Raw genomic sequence first — 17,312 nt, forward strand, 5'->3', positions numbered from 1 at the left:
CCCTCCGCAGGCCGCAAGGCCCGCCATCAGGGCCAGCGCCAACATGACTGCCAACAGCTTTTTCATCTTTTTCATCCTTTTACGCTCCTTTTACATACTTATTTCATATGCCCGCCGCGGTTCGCGGCGGGCATCCTGAACCATCATAAGACCGGACCGTCGGATTCGTAACCATTTTTGTAAATATACTTTACTTATGTTTTTAGTTTTAGCATACTCCCAACGGACAGTCAACATATTTTCAGGATTTATGGATAGAATTACAATTCTTTTTGCCGTTTCCCGTTGACAATCCACAAACTTCTGTATACTATATATATAAAAGTAGTTTAACATAAAGGAGCGGAGCCATCTTGAAAGACAGCACCAGGCAGATCCTCGACACCCTCTTCGCCCGCTATCCCCTCTCCTGCTGCGAGCGGGAGGTCCTCGGCGCCTTCACGCTGCTGCACGGCTGCTTCACATCGGGCGGCAAGCTGCTCGTCTGCGGCAACGGCGGCAGCGCGGCCGACAGCGAGCATATCGTCGGCGAGCTTATGAAGGGGTTCCTCCTTCCCCGCGCCCTGACCGCGGCGCAGAGCCGGCGGTTCGAGGAGGCGCTCGGGAGCGAAAGCGCCTACCTCGTGGGGCACCTCCAGCAGGGCCTGCCCGCGATCTCCCTGGTCAGCCAGAGTGGGCTGGTCACCGCCTACGGCAACGACGTCGCGCCCGACATGGCCTTCGCCCAGCAGGTCTTCTCCTACGCGCGCCCCGGCGACCTGCTGCTTGGCATCACGACCTCGGGGGCGTCGGTCAACGTGCTCCACGCCCTGCGCACGGCGAAGGCCGTCGGCATCCCCTCCATCCTGCTGATGGGCGGCCGCAACCGGCAGAATGCCGCGCTGGCCGACGTCGCCGTCTGCGTGGGCGAATCCGAGACCTTCAAGGTGCAGGAGCTGCACCTTCCCATCTACCACGCGCTCTGCGCCGCCGTCGAGGAGGAGCTCTTCGGCGGCTCCTGAGCGGACCGGGCAAAAAGGAGGGCCCGCGGGGACGGTCTGTCCCCGCGGGCCCTCCTTTTTTTAGGGGCGTCGCGTTATTTTGCATCCTCGCCCATGATCTCTTCAAAGTTTTCCGCCGTCACCATGACCGCGCTGAACGGATAGACGCCGTAGGCCTTATCCGTCTTGTACTCCTCAAAGATGGGCGTGCCGTTGGCGATCTTCTCGTAGAGCGCCTTCACCGACTCCTGTCCGGGCACCGACGCCTGGATGTAGGCGGAGGCGATGAAGCAGGAGTAGTCCTTGCGGAACTCGTCCTTCGCGTGGTAGCCGCCCAGGCCGATCACGACGGCGTCCTTGTCGAGGCCCGCCTGCTCGAGCGCGCGGGTCGCGCCCTGCGCGCCCTCGTCGTTGGCCGCGGTCACAAACCAGCGCTTGATCTGGGGGTTGGCGGTGATGGTGGCCGCGGCCGCGTTGTAGCCCTCGTCGGACGAGCCGCCGCCATAGTCGATGCGGATGATGTTCCCCTCGGGGAACTCGGGGAACGCCGCCTTGAAGGCGTCGTACTGCCCGTCGGAGCGCGGCACACAGCTTGTGACCTTCTCCATCGCGAGGATCATCATGCCGGTGGTCTCCGGCTCGGTCATCAGCTCGTTTTTGCCGATGTAGTCGGCCAGCCATTCACCCATCGTCTTGCCCGAGAGGTAGGAGTCGAGCTCGATGGCGGGCGCGAGGTAGTTGCCCGCGTCGTCGATGAGCGGGACGTCGACCGCCACGACGGGGATGCCCGCCTCGGCGCACTTGTCCACGGTCATCTTACTCAGCTGCTGGTCGCAGATGTTGACGATAAGCCCCTGGATGTCCTGCGAGAGGACGTTGTCCAGCACGTTGACGTAGACGGAGGGGTCCTCCTTCGAATCGCCCACGATGAGCGGCTCCATGCCGAGCTCCTCGGCCGTGGCGGTCGCGGCGGCCGCCTCCTGGATGAACCAGGACTGGGTCATGTCGCGGTAGATCGCGGCGATCTTGATCTTCTCCCCGGAAGCGGGCGTCTCGGCGGGCGCGGGGGTTTCCCCGGCCGGGTCAGCCGCGCCGGCGGGCGGGGCCTCGGGAGCGGCCGGTTCGGGCTGCGCGGACGAGCATGCCGGCAGGGCGAGCACCATCAGGAGGGTCAAGAGCAGTGCGGTGAGCTTTCTTTTCATTACGTTCTCCTTTCCACATCGGGTTTTAAAATACGAATCTGATCGTCATCCCTCGCGGGAACATCGGATGGGGCTACCCCTCCCTTCGCTGCTTTCTATAGAAGTCGAAGGTCAGTGCAAACATCATCAGCAGGCCACGCGCAACGTCCTGCCAGAAGGTGGAGACGTTGAGCAGCAGCAGGCCGTTGTTGAACCCCTGGAGGATCAGCACCCCCAAAAAGGTCCCGCTGAGCGAGCCGGTCCCGCCGGTCATCGCGATGCCGCCCAGCACCGAGGCGGTGATCGCGTCGAAGTCGACGTCGCTCGCCGCGCCCGGCTGCCCGGTGTTCATGCGGGAGGCCAGGATGATCCCCCCCAGCGACGCGAGGCAGGAGGAGAGGATGAACAGCCCGCGCTTGACCGCGTCGGCGTTGATGCCCGCCAGCCGGGCGGCGGCCGGGTTCCCGCCCACCGCGTAGACGTTGCGGCCGAAGCGGGTCTTGGAAAGCGCGACGCCCCAGACGAGGAACATCACCACGAGGATGATCACCGGCAGCGGGATCCCCAATATGCGGGTGATGCCGATTTTAATATAGGTGTTGTGGCTGATGAAGACGGGCTTGCCCGCGCAGATGATGTAGGCCAGCCCGCGCGCGATCGACATGACCGCGAGGGTCGCGATGAACGGCTGGATCTTCAGCGCGTTCACCTGGAAGGCGCTGACCGCGCCGAAGAGCGCGCCCACCGCCACCGTGATCAGGATGATCAGCAGGATCGGCATCCCCCGCTGGGCGAGCAGCGCGGAAAAGACGCCTGCGAACGCCGCGATCGCGCCGGGGGAAAGGTCGATCTGGCCCGCTATGATGAGGTAGGATTCGCCGATGGCGATCAGCCCGCTCAGCGACGCGGCGGTCAGGATGTTCAGCAGATTTTTCCCGGTGAGAAAACCGGGCTTCAGAATGGTAAAGACGACGCACATCAGGATGAGGACGACGAACAGCCCCAGCAGATTGGAGGACAGCGCCCGCCTGCTCATCTCCCGCAGTTTCGACTCTTTCAAGTGGTTCCCTCCCTGTTATCCAGCATTGCGTACCGCAGCACCTGCTCCTCGGTGGCGGTGCGCCCGTCGAGCTCCCCGGCCACCCGCTGGTTGCGCATCACGACGATGCGGTCGCTCAGGCCGATGATCTCGGGCAGCTCGGAGGAGACGAGGATCACCGCCACCCCCTGCGCCGCGACGTCGCAGATCATCCGGTAAATCTCCGCCTTCGCCCCCACGTCGATGCCCTTGGTCGGCTCGTCGAGGATGAGGATCTCCGGCTTGGCGGAGAGCCAGCGGGCGAGCAGCGCCTTCTGCTGGTTGCCGCCGCTGAGCTGGTAGATCGGCTTTTCAATCGAGGAGGTCTTGATCCGGAACTCCTCCACATAGTCCCTCGCAAAGGCGTTTTCCCGCCGGCTGCTGATGAACGGCCCCCTGCACAGCCCGCGGAGCACCACGACGCTGATGTTGTCCCTCACCGGCCGCAGCGGGAGGATCCCCTGCTGCTTGCGGTCCTCGGGGCAGTAGGCGATCTTCTGGTCGATCGCGTCGCGCGTGCGGCGGATGCGGCAGGGCTTCCCCCGCAGCTCGATCTCGCCCGCCTCGGCCGGGACCGCCCCGAAGAGCGCGAGCATCACCTCGGTGCGCCCCGCGCCCACAAGCCCGAAGAACCCGAGGATCTCCCCCCGCCGCAGCGAGAAGCCGACGTCGGCAAAGCCTCTGCCGGTGAGCCCCCGCACCCGGAGGATCTCCTCCCCCGACGGTTCGGCGCGCACGAGCCCGCTGAACATGCCGCCCACCGGACGGCCGACCATTTCGCTCACCAGGCGGTTTTCGTCGGTGTCGGCGGCCCGGTGCTCCGCGATGAACTCCCCGTCCTTGAGCACGACGATCTTGCTTGCGAGCCGGAAGATCTCGTTCATGCGGTGGGAGACGTAGATGACGATGAGCCCCTTTTCCCGCAGCCGGTCAATCAGCGTGAAGAGCACCTGCGCCTCCTTGTCCGAAAGGCAGGCGGTCGGCTCGTCGAAGGCGAGCACCTTGGGCCGCCGGGAGTAGGCCTTCATGATCTCCACCATCTGCTGCATCGCCACCGAAAGGTCCCGGACCTTGTCCCCCGGGCGCAGCGGCAGCCCGAATTCCGCGATCAACTCCCGCGCCATCCGGTTGAGGGCGGGAAAGTCGACCCGCCCGCCCCTGATGGGCAGGTTGCCGACAAAGATGTTCTCCGCCACGCTCAGGTCGGGGAACATCTGGCGTTCCTGGTAGATCAGCCCGATGCCGGCGGCGATCGCCTCCTGCGGGCTGGAAAAATGCCGCTCCTGCCCGTCGAGCAGGTAGCTTCCGGACGTCTGCTGGTAGTCGCCGTTGAGGATTTTCAGCAGGGTGGACTTTCCGGCGCCGTTCTCCCCCACGAGCGCGAGCACCTCGCCCCCCTCCACGGAAAAGCTCACCCGATCGAGCACCCGGACGCCCGCGAAGGATTTGCAGATTTCCCGGAATTCCAGTGTATGCTTCATGGTCATTTCTCCTTTGGCATCTCCGCGAAGGCGCGGACCGTCTCCTCCGGCGCGGCCAGCAGGTTCCACGAGGCCACCGCGCCCGCCGCGCCGCCGCGCGCCGCGCGCCTCACGCTGTCCCCGACCTGGCCGGCCGTGACGGGCGGCCTCCCGGGGACCGTGTGCAGCTCCATTCCCGCGAGCACCTCGCAGGCGCAGAGCGCCCGCGCCGCCGCGAGCTCGGCGGAATAGCACGCCCCGCCGCCCTCTTCGGGCCGCGCCCCCGCCGCTTCGCAGAGCGCGCGGAAGTAGGCCTCCTCCCGTCCTGCGGGCGCGAACGCGCGGGCGATCCCCCGCAGCTCGTAGAAGATCCCGGCGGGCGTGTCGGTATAGCGGTAGAGCATCGGCTTCACAAAGTCCGCCTTCTTGGAGAGTGCCCCGTAGTCCTGCCCCACAAAGGGCGCGAGCAGCGGCGAAAAGAGGTCGAGCCCGACCGCGAGCCCACGCCCGTGGAACCAGTCGGCCAGCCGCCCCGCGAGGGCGGTGACCAGCCCGGCGCGGCAGTCGAGATAGGCCGCGAACGCCGGGTCGGCAAAGCGGTAGCGCCCCTCCCGGCGGCTTTCGATCCCGAGCGGCTTTTCCTCCGCCCGCAGGCGGTCGCGGCACGCACGCAGCATCTCCTCCGTCAGCCCCGCCGCCCCGTAAGCCTCCCGGCAGGCGGGGCAGAGACAGGAAAAGAGCGCCTGCGGCCCCGCCGAGGGGGCGGGAAAGCGGATGCGGTCGAGGAACACCCCGTCGAACTCCGCCCAAGCGAACTGTTCCTCATAGATTTCCAGCAGGAACCGCCCGGTGTCCCGCCGGGTGGGACAGCAGAAATCGAACGTCTCGTCGCCGTCGAAACGCGCGCCGCCGAGCGGCTTTCCGCCGAACCCCTCGACGCCCCGGAAGGGGCGCAGCTCCCCGAACTCCGAGAGGACCGGGAGCCAGAGATAGAGCTTCAGCCCCCGCTCCCGTGTGAAACGGCGCAGCCACCGATAGGGCTCCGGCCGGACGGTCCAGCCGGCGATCACGCCGGCAAACGACTCCGCGCGTTCCATCGGGTCCAGCGCCGCGCGCATGGCCTCCTCCGAAACCGCCCGTCCCCCGGGCCCGCCCAGATAGAGCTGTACATACTTTTTCATCGGCTTCCTCTCTTCCACAAGCGCCGCGCCGTTTCACACGGCCTAGTCCAGCGAAATGTAGGGATCCAGCCCGTCGGGCATGTCGGGGTTGTGGCCCCGTTCCACCGCCTTATAGAAGGCGATCATCTGGCAGAGCGCGATGAACGGCAGGCCCCACGCGGCGTAGTCCGCGATCCCCCGCACGGGGAAATAGAAGTCCGCGCCCCAGATGTTCTCCTCCTGCGCGCCCAGCGCGGCCACGGCGGCGCCGCGTTTGCGGATATCCGCCACCATCTGCTTCTGGTAGCTCTCCTCCCACGGTCCCATCGCGGCGATGACGAGCTTTTTGCCGTCCGCCACGACGATCGGGCCGTGCCGGTAGTCAAGCAGGCGGAAGTATTCCCCCCGCAGCATACAGACCTCGGTGAAGGCGAGCGCGCCCTCCTTGGCGATCCCGCAGAGTTCGCCGTCCGCCAGAACCGTGACGTTGTCCCAGCCGACGGAGGCGATCCGCCGGCAGTCGCCGCTGTGGCCGGAAATCCACGCCCCCTGGCCCTCGACCGCCCGCCCAAGGCTCTCCCGGAGGCTTTCGTCGCCGCTGTACACCGTGAAAAGCTCCAGCAGGGCCGCGTAGAGGTTGGTGACGGTGCGCGTCTGGCAGACGCTCTCGTCGAACGCCCAGGGCAGCTCGAGCAGCAGATCGGTCCGCCCGCGCAGGCTGCTGTCCGCCTTCATGGTGATCCCCAGCGTCCGGAAGCGCGCCCGCTGCTTCATCCGCTCCAGCGCGAGCAGCACCTCGCTCGTCTCTCCCGAGCGGGAGAGCGGGAGCACAAGCGCCCCCTCAAAGAGCCCGGCGTACCGGCCGGGGGCGAGCATCACCTCGCCGCCCGCGAGCGCGACCGCCTGCGTCCCGCCCCGCACGGAGAAGAGGTGCGCCGCCCCGGCGGCGAGCATGTAGCTCGAGCCGCAGCCCAGAAAGACGAGCTTTTCCGGCCGGTCCTCCCGAAGCGCCGCGCGGATGCCGCCGGCATATTCCTGCAAATACCGCGCCGTCCGCCCGAGGGCGCGGTCCTGCGAAAAGATTTCCTGTTCGATTGTAAACATCATTTCCGCTCCATTTCTTCAAAGCTCTTGAGGGTCTCCGCGATCTCCGCGGGATCATCGCGCCCGTCCGCCTGCGCGGCCAGCAGCACGCCCCCGCACAGCGGCGGCAGCGCCGGCGGCGTGAGGACCGCGCCCATTTCGCCGAGCAGCCGCCCGAACGGCGCGAGGATCCGCGCTCCCGCCCGGTAGACGCCGCCGTAGTAGGAGACGCGCACCGGCTCCCCCTCCGGGAAATCCAGCTGCCGCAGCACGCCGCCGGCCGTCCGCGCGAGGGCCCGCGCCGCCTGTTCGTAGAGCCGCGCGGCGTCCCGGTCCCCGGCCTCGGCGGCGCGGCAGAGCAGCTTCTGCACCGCCGCGATCCGTTCCCGCCGGTTCTCCAGGTTTTCGCGGTAGTAGCGGATCACCTCGTAGTCCGATTCCAGCCCCCACTCGGCCCGGAGCAGCTCATAGAGCGGCCCTCGTTCCCTGCGGCGGTCCGCCTGCTGCGCGAAGAGCGCCAGCGCCTGCCGCCCGAGCCAGTAGGCGGAGCCTTCGTCCGAAAAGAATTCGTGCCAGCCGTTCGCGCGCGCGGTTTTCCCGCCGGGATCCCGTCCCATCGCGATCGCGCCCGTGCCCGCCACGACATGCACCCCCGGCCCCAGCAGCAGCGAACCGGCGAGCCCCAGCTCGACGTCGTTGCAGAGCCTGTGCGCGCAGGGCAGGACGCGGGGGAGCCGCCGGGACACATAGCCGTCGAACGCCCGGTCCTCCCCGTAGCAGGGGATTCCCCAGACCGCGCACGCCACTTCGTCCTCCCCGGCCGCCGCGTCCCGCAGCAGGAGCCGCGCGCCCTCCTCGAGCAGCTCGCACACGCCGTCCTGCCCGATGTAGGAGTAGGTGCAGCCGCCCAGCCTGCGGCGGGCCACCGGGCGCCCCGCCCGGTCGGTCAGCAGGAAATCTGTCTTGGTCCCGCCGCCGTCCACGCTCAGGTAATAGTTCATCTTGTTCCTCCCGGATCAATGTTACTTCAGTTCCACCGTGTAGACGAAAAAATCCCCCTTGATGATGTTGATCGTATACTCGATGCACCGCTCCCCGCTGAAGGTCGTCCGCTCGATCTGGATGGCGCTCTCCTTCGGCTTGATGAGGAGCAACTCCGCGTCCTCGGCGGAAACCTGGACGAGCCGCAGCTTTTCGACCGCGCGCTGGGGGATGATGTTGTAGGTCTGCATCGACCCGTACAGCCCGTGCTCCCGGATCAGCTCCCGCGTCATGCCGGGATAGACCGCCGCCGGGATGAAGGAGGTCTCCACCGTGTAGGGCTGGCTGCGCGCATAGAGGCAGCGCACCAGCTTGTACACCCGGTCCCCGGGCGAGATCAGCAGGCTGCGTGCCAGCGCCTCGTCCGCCGCGACGGTCTCGAAGGAGAGGATCCGGTTGGTGTGGGGAATCCCCTTGGCGGCGAACTCCTCCCGCAGGCTGTAGAGCTTGGTGAGCTTCTGCTCGATCTGCCGCACCGCCACAAAGGTGCCGCGGCCCTGCTTGCGGTAGATGTACCCGTCCTCCTCCAGCCGCTTGAGGGTGTCCCGCACGGTGATGCGGCTGACCCCGTACTGCGCGCACAGCTCCCGTTCGGGCAAAATCTTGTCGTGCGGCTTCCAGCAGCCGGAATTCATCTTTTCCACGAGGGCGTCGTAGAGCTCCTCATATTTGTACTGGGTTCCCGTTTCCTTGTGATTCACGCCGATTCCAGCTCCCTTCTCTTCTGTCTCTGCCCCGATCCGCTACGCCCGCCCGTTTGAACCGCACAGGCGGATTTTTTCGACGCACAGCCGTTCCACGGCCTCCCGGCCCCGGCCGAGGTATTTTTTGGGGTCGATGACCTCCCGGTCCCCCTCCATCGTTTCCCACACGGCCGCGGTCATGGCGGCGCGCAGTTCGGTGGCAAAGTTGACTTTCGCGATGCCCAGCCCGATCGCCCGGCGGATCATCCCGTCCGGGAGCCCCGAGCCCCCGTGCAGGACGAGCGGGACGGAAACCAGTCCGCGGATCTCACCCAGCAGCGCGAAATCCAGCCTCGGCTCCCCCTTGTAGAACCCGTGCGCCGTGCCGATCGCGGGGGCGAAGAGCCCGACGCCCGTCTCTTCCGCGAACGCCTGCGCCTCTTCCGGGTTGGTGAGGGCGGCCTCTGGAGCCGCGGCGGAATCCTCCTTGCCGCCGACCTGCCCGAGCTCCGCCTCCACCGTGAGGCCCATCGGACGCACGGCTTCCACCACCCGTCCGGTCAGGCGGAGGTTTTCCTCATAGGACATCGCCGACCCGTCGAACATCAGCGAGGTGTAGCCCGCCCGCGCGGCGCGCATCACCTCGTCAAAGGAATTGCTGTGGTCGAGATGGAGCGCCACCGGCACCGGCGCCTCCTGGGCCAGCGAGGCGGTCACGGCGACCGCCTCTTCCATCCCCCAGTAGCGCGCAGTCGGCAGAGTGGTCTGCAGGATGACCGGGGAGCCCTCCCGGCTGGCCGCCTGGATAATCGCCTGCGCCATCTCCAGATTCTCCGCGTTGAACGCGGGGACCGCATAGCCCTCCCGCTGGGCTTTTCGCGTCATCTCACCGGTCGATACAAAGGACATCTCTCCGCCTCCATATGGTCATATTTTGATATATCCATATTGTGCATAATGTGTTTAAATCTTAAATTAATAAAAATTTATATGTATATTAAGCTCATGTGGTATTGTTATAATAATACCACTTTCGGCGTTTGTCAACCCCTTTTTCGACATTTTCCGGTACTGGGAAATCATCCCTGCCACCGGCCCGGGCCGGGGTTCCCCCGAAAAATCCGCCGAAAAAGGCTCCGGACGGCGGGTTGCCGTCCGGGGCCGATAACAGTGTATAGCAATGGGTTCGTGTCCCGGTTTGTCGCGCAGGGCTGCGCGGCGTGAGCTTCGGCGGAGATGAACGACAAATCCAGCCCCGCGGAGAGGGAACGAAAAGGCAGAAAACCCGCAAGGCGGCTTGCCTTGCGGGTTTTCCTGGAGCTAGTAGTCGGACTCGAACCGACGGCCTGCGCATTACGAATGCGCTGCTCTACCAACTGAGCCATACTAGCAGCTGATGCCTAAATAGTATAGCATCCCGCACGAAAAACGTCAAGAACCTTTGCATAAATTCTTCCCGCGCGGGGCAAAAAGTTTTCGTTGACGAACGCTCTCCCCTGCCTTATACTGGTTTGAGAAAAGACGGCGCGGCCGCCGTCTTTACGCCGGGCGCGCCCGGAGGACGGAGGAAACAGGATGCTGCTTGCAATTGATATCGGAAACACCAACATGGAATTCGGCATATTCGACGGGGAGCGGCTCGCGGGCTCATTCCGGCTGGGGACCAACCGGGACATCACCTCCGACGAGGTGGGGCTCTTCACCTCCCAGTTTTTCCGTGAAAACGGCTTTGACCGCAGGGAAATCGAGGACGTGGTCATCACCTCGGTCGTGCCGCAGGTGATGTATTCAATCAGCAACGCGGTCAAAAAATACTTCTACGGCAAAGTCCCGCTCGTGGCGGGGGACAACCTCCCCTTTCAAATCGAGAACCGCTACGAGCAGCCGAAGGAGGTCGGCGCGGACCGGCTGGTCGCGGCGGTCGGCGGCTTCCACAAGTACGGCGGCCCGTTGATCGTGGTCGATTTCGGCACCGCGACCACCTTCGACGCGGTCGACGCGCGGGGCGCCTACCTCGGCGGCGCGATCTTCCCCGGCATCCGCATCTCGATGGAGGCGCTGTTCACCAAGACCGCCAAGCTCCCCCGCGTCGAGCTGGTTGCGCCGGGGCGTGTCATCGGGCGCAACACCGTGGCAAGCCTCCAGGCTGGCGCGGTATACGGCTATGTGGGCGCGGTGAGCAGCATCGTGTCGCGGATGAAGGCGGAGCTGGGCGACGACGTAAAGGTCGTCGCGACCGGCGGTCTCGCGCGGCTGATCGGGGATGAAACGGGCGTCTTCCACGCGATCGACCGCACCCTCACACTCGACGGGCTGCGGCTGATCTATGAAAATTTCCGCAAATAAGCGAAAAAGAGCCAGTCGCCCGGCTGGCTCTTTTTCCCGCGCGCTGGCGCGAAAACAAAATAAAAAGCGGCTGCATGCGCAGCCGCTTCAGGCAGATTAGAGAGAGATTTCCGGGCTGATCAGACCCGACGCCATTTTAAAACTGATTTTTCAGGAGGAGGCTTTACCAGAGCCCTTACCCTGTATTTATTATATCCCCGGAGGGGTTCCGATTCCGCCTTTTTTGATTACAAAGCGGTTACAATTCGGTTACAGCCTCCCGGGAAAAATGACAGAACCGTAACAACGCCCTTTCCCTCTCAACCGCTTCCTTTTTCCTCCAAATCCTTGGCCTTGACCGTGATCCTCCCGTCCCTACGAAAATCCTCCGCCCACCGGCGCGGAGACGGCGGCGCAAAGATGTCCGTGCACTTTCGCATAAAAATCCCCTCTTTCCGCCACTCTTATAAAGGAGCGGCGGAAAAAGGGGAAGCCCCGTATCGATTCGTCAGCTGATATAGTCCTCGATGAGCGCGGTCAGCTTGTCGTAATCCTTGACGCGCACCCCGCGTTCCAGCTGCTGCTGATCGTATTCGGGCAGGGTGCGCACGTAGACGTCGAACACGAGGTCCGGCTCCACGAGGTCGTCGGTAAACACCGCCAGCTTGCCGTCGTAGCTGCGCAGCAGGTAAGGATAGCCGGAGGTGTCCTCCGAGGGAAGGGCTTCCGCGGAGGCCCCGGAGGAAAATTCCGCGGGGGATTCCTGGGGCAGGGCGTAGACCACCCCCACGGTGAGCAGGGAAACGGCGACAATCCCCACCAAAGTCAGCAAAATCGCATTGCGCATAAGAACGCACCTCTTTGATTCGTTCAAGATTCCGGGAAAACGGATTCGTTTACAATATTTTGGACACAGTATAGGCAGAATATACAGATTGATGGAATTGTTGCTTTCCCGCGCCTTTTCGCGGAAATTCGTTTAAAAAACCGTAACACTTTGCCTTTCAATTGTGGTATACTATAGGATATGCTAAACTGCCGGAGTGTGACTTTTTCCTGATAGATGGGAGGATTCTGTTTTGGGATCTCGCAAAGATAAAAAGGGCGGGGGTGTCATCCGAGGCACCCTTGCGAATATCGGGCGGGTCATCGCCGCGCTGATTATGGTGGGGATCATCACCGGATGCATCATCGCGTCGGTGCTGACCGTCTACATCCTGCGCTATATCAACTCGGACGAGGAGATCAGCTTAAGCGACCTGAACCTGCGCTACTCCACCATCCTCTACACCGAGGAAACCGATCCGGAGACGGGCGAGCCCAAGGTGCTCCAGCAGCTCCAGACCACGGAAAACCGCATTTGGGTTTCACTGGATAAAATTCCCAAGCACATGCAGGAGGCGGTTGTCGCCATCGAGGACCAACGCTTCTGGACGCATCAGGGCGTCGACTGGAAGCGCACCTTCGGCGCGTTCGTCAACATGTTCATCCCGATCTATCCCACCCAGGCCGGCGGCTCGACCATCGACCAGCAGCTTATCAAAAACATCACCGGCGACAACGAGGTGCGTATCGAACGCAAGGTGCAGGAGATCTTCCGCGCCCTCAACCTGGAAAAACGCTACTCCAAGGATCAGATCCTGGAGGCCTATCTGAACACCATCTACTTCAACAACGGCGCCTACGGCGTGCAGGCCGCCGCGAACACCTATTTCGGCAAGGACGTCAGCGAGCTGTCGGTCGCCGAGGCCGCGTCGATCATCGGCATCACCAACGCGCCCGGCGCCTATAACCCGCTGGCCCATCCCGAGGCGAACAAACGCCGCCAGGAGAACATCCTCTTCGCGATGCACGAGCAGGGCTACCTCACCGACAAGGAGTACGAGGAGGCGCTCAACGAAAAGCTTGAATTCAAGACCGAGTTCGCCGCCTCCCGCGTCAACCCTGTCTACAGCTATTTTACCGACTATGTGATCGATCAGGTCATCGACGATCTGATGGAGCAGTACGGCTACACCAACCAGGTCGCCCAGCAGATGGTCACAAGCGGCGGTCTGCGGATCTATACGACCGTCGACGAGCGGGTGCAGGACATCGTCACCAACTTCTACAGCGACGTCAAGAACTTCCCGACCGTCACCAACGAGGGCGAATATCCCCAGTCGGCCGCCGCCATCCTCGACCCGAACGGCAAGATCATCGCCCTCGCGGGCGGCATCGGCGAAAAACGCGGCATGCGTGAATTCAACCGCGCGACCGACGCCTACCGCCAGTGCGGTTCGTCGATCAAGCCGATCTCCGCCTATTTGCAGGCGGTCGAACGGGACGTGGTCACCTGGTCCACCAAAATCGACGACGGCCCGGTCGACCTCGGCACCCATACCCTCGTCAACCACTATTCCGGCTACCTCGGCCCCATCACGGTCGACGAGGCGCTTCAGCGCTCCACCAACACCGTCCCCTATAAGCTGATTCAGCAGATCGGCCCCAAAACCTCCTTTGACTTCCTCACCGAGAAGCTCGACATGTATTCCCTCGTCGACCGCAAGGTCACCGACAGCGGCATCAAATCGGATATCGACGTCTTCCCGATGGCGCTCGGCGGCCTGACCGACGGCGTTTCTCCGCTGGAAATGGCGGGCGCCTACCAGATTTTCGCCAACGGCGGCTATTTCACCCGTCCCTACGCCTACACCCGCGTGCTTGACGCGGACGGCAACCCCATCCTCGAGCGGGACACCACCCCCCGCCGCGTCATCACCCCTGAGACGGCCACGATCATCAACCGCCTGATGCAGCGGGTCACGACTGGACCGCATGGAACGGGCGGGCGCGCCCCCTGGAACTCGGCGAGCTTCCCCGTGGCGGGCAAGACCGGAACCACCGACGACGACAAGGACCAGTGGTTCATCGGCGACACCCCCTACTATGTCTGCGCGATCTGGATGGGCTACGACGAGCCGGAGCGCATCCGTTACACCGGCGTCTGGTATCCGCCGCCGGAGGTCTACCGCACGCTGATGCAGCAGGTTCACGAGGGCCTCGAGCCCAAGCAGTTCCCCATCTGGGGCGATGTGCAGCAGGCGGAATACTGCACCGAATCGGGCGACCTGGCGGGCGACAGCTGCGCCACCACCGCCACCGGCTGGTACAAGACCACCAACATGCCGCCCGTCTGCACCTACTGCGACGCGATCGGCGCGGAGGACCTCGACGACCGCCGTTCCAGCGACGACGATGACGACGACCGCGGGCGCAGCTCCTCCAGCAAGAGCGGCGGCCTCATCCGCCGCTCCCCGAGCGGCCTGCGCATCATCGATAACGACGACTGAAAATGCGCGTCATTTGCGGTTCCCGTCCGCAAATGACCGATGTACATTGCCGCCTGCGGCAATGTACAGACGCATTTCACGGGCAGGGGGCGGGCCGCCCCCTCCCGTGTGCCCATCCCTGACAGACTGCAATAAAGGAGCGGCCGCCCGAAATGGGCGGCCGCTCCTTTTTTTCATTTCCATGGCGCAAGCGGGACACGCGTGCGCCTCACGGGCGGAGGGCAAGCCGTCCTCCGCCGTGTGCCCCCGCCCGGCAAGCTCTCTGCGCCTTCCGTTCCCTCAGGAGAGCGGCGAATAGCTCTGGATGATCTCATAGAGCCTGCGGTCGAAGTAGGCGGGCGGCAGGTACCGCCCGGGGTCGAGCGGGAGGTTGCGGGAGCTGTCGTAGAGCACCGCCGAAACCTGCTGGCGCTCGATCTCGACGACCTCCACGCCGCGGGCGCGCAGCTCGTCGAAGGCCGCCGCCTCCCTGTCGGTATAGACCCGCTCGAGCCCGGCGAGCAGCCCGGCGCAGGCCTCGCTGAGCACCGCGCGTTCATAGTCGGTGAGAGACGTGAGCGACTGCTCGTTCGCCCCCAGCCAGAGCGGCGCGGCCGCGTGGTAGCTCTTGATGAAGAAGAGGGTGTTGGGGTCGGCCTCAAGGGCGAGCGCCTGCTCGGTATCCACCTCGATCGTGTCGACCGTCACCTCCTCGGCGGGGCCGTCCGCCCCCTCGGGGAGCAGCTCCGCCTGCGCGCCGAGCATGTTGGGGATGGCGGAGGCCGAATAGGGCAGCACCCGCGCGCCGAGCGAGGAGAAGACCGCGAGCTTGTCCGCGTTGTCGGTGCGCAGCGCCGCGGCGATCCCCTTGTAGTCGGAGGGGGTGCGCAGCTCCCCCTTCGTCGAGACGAGAAAGGCGCTGCCGGAGTAGAAGGCGTTCAGCAGGCGGATCCCGCGCGGCTGGAGGCCGGTGTTGAGCCGCCCGAGCAGCTCCTCCGAATTGAGCGCGAGGCTCAAATGCTGGTGGTCGTCGTAGAGGAAGGGCAGCGCGAAGGTCGAAAAGCGTTCGTCAAGCTGGGCCATCTGCGCGTTGCGCAAAAAGGCGAGGTCCGCCTCCCCGCCCGTGAGCGCGTCGGCGGGCGCCTGCCCGGTGCGCACGTCTATGACGAGCTGCCCGCCGCTCAGGCGCGCGGCGTCCGCCGCGAACGCGTCCGCCTGCTCGAGCACGACCTGGTCCAGCGTGTTGGGCACCAGGAGGGTCAGCACCCGCACGACCCGCATCGGCTCGGATTCCTGCGTCCCCGGTTCCATCGGCGCGCAGGAACAGAGCAGCGCCAGACTGAGCGCCAGCGCCAGCGCGCGTCTCCCGATTTTCATGCCGGTTCCCCTCCTTTATCCGCCGCGCGGCCGCAGCCTGCGGGGACGGTCCCCCTCGTCCGGCGGCTCCTGTTCCTCCTGCTCCCGCGCGTCCTCACCGGACTCCTCCGGTTCCCCGGCCTTGGGGACGTCCGCCTGGAGGGCGCGCGGAACGAATACCTGATGGCGCATGTTGTCGATGCACCGGATGTGGTAGGGGGTGCAGACCGCGAAGGAATTGTTCGCGAAGACCAGCTCGTTGATGCCGTGCTCCCTGATGAAGTCGACGAGCGGGAGCTGGAAATACCGCTGGTCGACGATATACACCTCGTCGTAGTGGTTGATCAAAAAGGGCGCGAAGGCGTTGCCGAACGACTCCTTGACGACCAGAATCCTGCGCCCGTTGCCGATGCCCGTCTTGACCTGGACGAGGGGGAAATCCCCGTGCAGGAAGACGGAATAGCTGTTGGGGCTCTGCGCGTACTCCCCCCAGAGGGTGCTGTCCACCCCGCTGTAGGGGGCGTCCACCAGAAACCGCTGCGCCTCGTAGGGCTGCTTGAAGAGATAGTAGTCGACATAGTCGGGGTTCTTGAGCAGGGTGGTGTCCTGCGTCTGGGAATACATCGTCCCAATGAAATCGTCGAGCCGGCGCGTCTCAAAATCGCTCAGCTCCTTGGGCGTCAGCCCCGCCTCCCCGCAGAACGCCCGGTAAGCGTAATAGGCGCCCAGGCCCGTCCAGTGGTGGTCGGTGCGGAAGTAGATATACTCGTCCGTGTGCGCCGCGAGCTCCGAATAGGCGTCCACCTTCTTGATCGACGGGTCGAGCGTCCCGTAGACGAGGTCGATCATCGCCTTCTGGGACTGGGTGAGGTCGCGGTATTTGTCCGGGACGTAGAACTCGATCGCCGTGGGGATGATCATGTTGTAGATCTGAACGTCGGGCAGCTCCTCATGGTAGGAGTTGAGCACCTGCGCGTACCACTTCCCGCTCGCCGGGTCGCCCCCGTAAAGGGACATCGCCATCCCCCTGTAGACGAAGGTGCCGCCCGTGATCGCGCCGGGCGCGGCCCCGTCGTCCACCGCCGGCGGCGTTTCGGGCGCGGAGGACGCGTCGGATTGGGTTTCGGGCGCAGAGGAGGAATCCCCCGGCCCGGCGGGCGCCGGCTGGGGCTCCTGCGGCGCGGCGGGCGGCTGGTTGGAGGCGTCGGGAAGGTCCTGCGCCTCGCCGCCCGAGGGCGCGACGATGCGCACGTCGTCGACGCGCACGCCGTGCGCCTCGTCCACGACGGCGGAAAGGCCCACGAACGCGTCCCGGAAGGGGAAGGTGTCGGCGTACCACGTTTCGATGTCCCGCGTGAACGTCCCGCTCCTCAGCGCCTCGGCCGAAAAGGCGGGAAACCGCGCGAGGTCGCGCTTCTCCACCGCGGAGCGCTCGGGCTTGGGGCCCAGCAGCGAGCCGAGGAAGAAGGCCAGCAGCGCCCCGCAGAGCACGGCAATGTTGATCCAGCTCAGCCTGTGCAGCCGCTCCGGATCGATGCGGTGGCGGATGAGCGCGTAATACCGTTCCCGCTCCTCCTCGGGGCCGCGCGGGCGCGCGGCCCGCTTGGGAGCGGGACGGTAGACATAGTTCTGTTTGCGGTACTGGTCCATAAAG

The 17,312-nt window shown here is 64.8% G+C and carries 14 protein-coding genes and 1 tRNA gene; 3 read left to right on the top strand and 12 right to left on the bottom strand.

What is annotated here, in order from left to right:
- The first annotated feature begins 353 nt into the window (after positions 1 to 353).
- Positions 354 to 1,001 (top strand): SIS domain-containing protein, encoded by a 648-nt coding sequence (locus RCI06_RS03170; protein ID WP_306574185.1) that lies wholly within the window; start codon positions 354 to 356, stop codon positions 999 to 1,001.
- Between the two features lie 74 nt (positions 1,002 to 1,075).
- Here RCI06_RS03170 and RCI06_RS03175 read toward each other — a convergent pair whose 3' ends face one another.
- The 9 genes from RCI06_RS03175 to RCI06_RS03215 form a co-directional block, all read right to left on the bottom strand.
- Complete coding sequence (locus tag RCI06_RS03175) at positions 1,076 to 2,182, bottom strand: substrate-binding domain-containing protein (RefSeq protein WP_306574188.1); 1,107 nt, start codon at positions 2,180 to 2,182, stop codon at positions 1,076 to 1,078.
- 73 nt (positions 2,183 to 2,255) lie between these two features.
- Positions 2,256 to 3,221, bottom strand: coding sequence for an ABC transporter permease (locus RCI06_RS03180; protein WP_207654190.1), 966 nt, complete (start codon positions 3,219 to 3,221; stop codon positions 2,256 to 2,258).
- Positions 3,218 to 4,720: a sugar ABC transporter ATP-binding protein gene (locus RCI06_RS03185; RefSeq protein WP_101551895.1), complete on the bottom strand. Its 1,503-nt coding sequence runs from the start codon at positions 4,718 to 4,720 to the stop codon at positions 3,218 to 3,220. The genes RCI06_RS03180 and RCI06_RS03185 overlap by 4 nt, the downstream gene beginning before the upstream one ends.
- Before the next feature lie 2 nt (positions 4,721 to 4,722).
- Positions 4,723 to 5,880 carry a hypothetical protein gene (locus RCI06_RS03190; RefSeq protein ID WP_306574192.1) on the bottom strand — a complete coding sequence of 386 codons (1,158 nt, stop codon included), beginning with the start codon at positions 5,878 to 5,880 and terminating at the stop codon, positions 4,723 to 4,725.
- Between the two features lie 42 nt (positions 5,881 to 5,922).
- Positions 5,923 to 6,963 (bottom strand): SIS domain-containing protein, encoded by a 1,041-nt coding sequence (locus tag RCI06_RS03195; RefSeq protein WP_158595588.1) that lies wholly within the window; start codon positions 6,961 to 6,963, stop codon positions 5,923 to 5,925.
- A complete protein-coding gene (locus RCI06_RS03200) occupies positions 6,963 to 7,943 on the bottom strand; it encodes an N-acetylglucosamine kinase (RefSeq protein WP_306574194.1) in 981 nt (326 codons plus the stop codon). The genes RCI06_RS03195 and RCI06_RS03200 overlap by 1 nt, the downstream gene beginning before the upstream one ends.
- A gap of 21 nt (positions 7,944 to 7,964) precedes the next feature.
- A complete protein-coding gene (locus RCI06_RS03205) occupies positions 7,965 to 8,684 on the bottom strand; it encodes a GntR family transcriptional regulator (protein ID WP_242970862.1) in 720 nt (239 codons plus the stop codon).
- A gap of 42 nt (positions 8,685 to 8,726) precedes the next feature.
- Positions 8,727 to 9,575: a class II fructose-bisphosphate aldolase gene (locus RCI06_RS03210; RefSeq protein ID WP_306574197.1), complete on the bottom strand. Its 849-nt coding sequence runs from the start codon at positions 9,573 to 9,575 to the stop codon at positions 8,727 to 8,729.
- A gap of 406 nt (positions 9,576 to 9,981) precedes the next feature.
- A tRNA-Thr gene (locus RCI06_RS03215) sits at positions 9,982 to 10,057 on the bottom strand.
- Between the two features lie 184 nt (positions 10,058 to 10,241).
- Here RCI06_RS03215 and RCI06_RS03220 point away from each other — a divergent pair.
- Positions 10,242 to 11,012 carry a type III pantothenate kinase gene (locus tag RCI06_RS03220; RefSeq protein WP_101551905.1) on the top strand — a complete coding sequence of 257 codons (771 nt, stop codon included), beginning with the start codon at positions 10,242 to 10,244 and terminating at the stop codon, positions 11,010 to 11,012.
- Between the two features lie 487 nt (positions 11,013 to 11,499).
- On the opposite strand, the gene RCI06_RS03225 is transcribed toward RCI06_RS03220, so the two are convergent.
- Positions 11,500 to 11,838, bottom strand: coding sequence for a hypothetical protein (locus RCI06_RS03225; protein ID WP_101551907.1), 339 nt, complete (start codon positions 11,836 to 11,838; stop codon positions 11,500 to 11,502).
- A 232-nt stretch (positions 11,839 to 12,070) separates the two neighbouring features.
- On the opposite strand from RCI06_RS03225, the gene RCI06_RS03230 reads away from it, so the two are divergent.
- Positions 12,071 to 14,323, top strand: a complete 2,253-nt coding sequence (locus RCI06_RS03230) for a transglycosylase domain-containing protein (RefSeq protein ID WP_101551910.1) — start codon at positions 12,071 to 12,073, stop codon at positions 14,321 to 14,323.
- Between the two features lie 279 nt (positions 14,324 to 14,602).
- Here the strand turns inward: RCI06_RS03230 and RCI06_RS03235 are convergent, their stop codons facing one another.
- Both RCI06_RS03235 and RCI06_RS03240 read right to left on the bottom strand, forming a co-directional pair.
- On the bottom strand, positions 14,603 to 15,679 hold the full coding sequence (locus RCI06_RS03235; protein WP_306574200.1) for a hypothetical protein: 1,077 nt from the start codon (positions 15,677 to 15,679) through the stop codon (positions 14,603 to 14,605).
- Positions 15,680 to 15,694: 15 nt separating this feature from the next.
- Positions 15,695 to 17,308 (bottom strand): DHHW family protein, encoded by a 1,614-nt coding sequence (locus RCI06_RS03240; RefSeq protein WP_306574202.1) that lies wholly within the window; start codon positions 17,306 to 17,308, stop codon positions 15,695 to 15,697.
- Between the last annotated feature and the right edge of the window lie 4 nt (positions 17,309 to 17,312).

This window comes from Anaerotruncus massiliensis (ex Togo et al. 2026) (assembly GCF_030825285.1).
GTDB lineage: Bacteria > Bacillota > Clostridia > Oscillospirales > Ruminococcaceae > Anaerotruncus > Anaerotruncus massiliensis.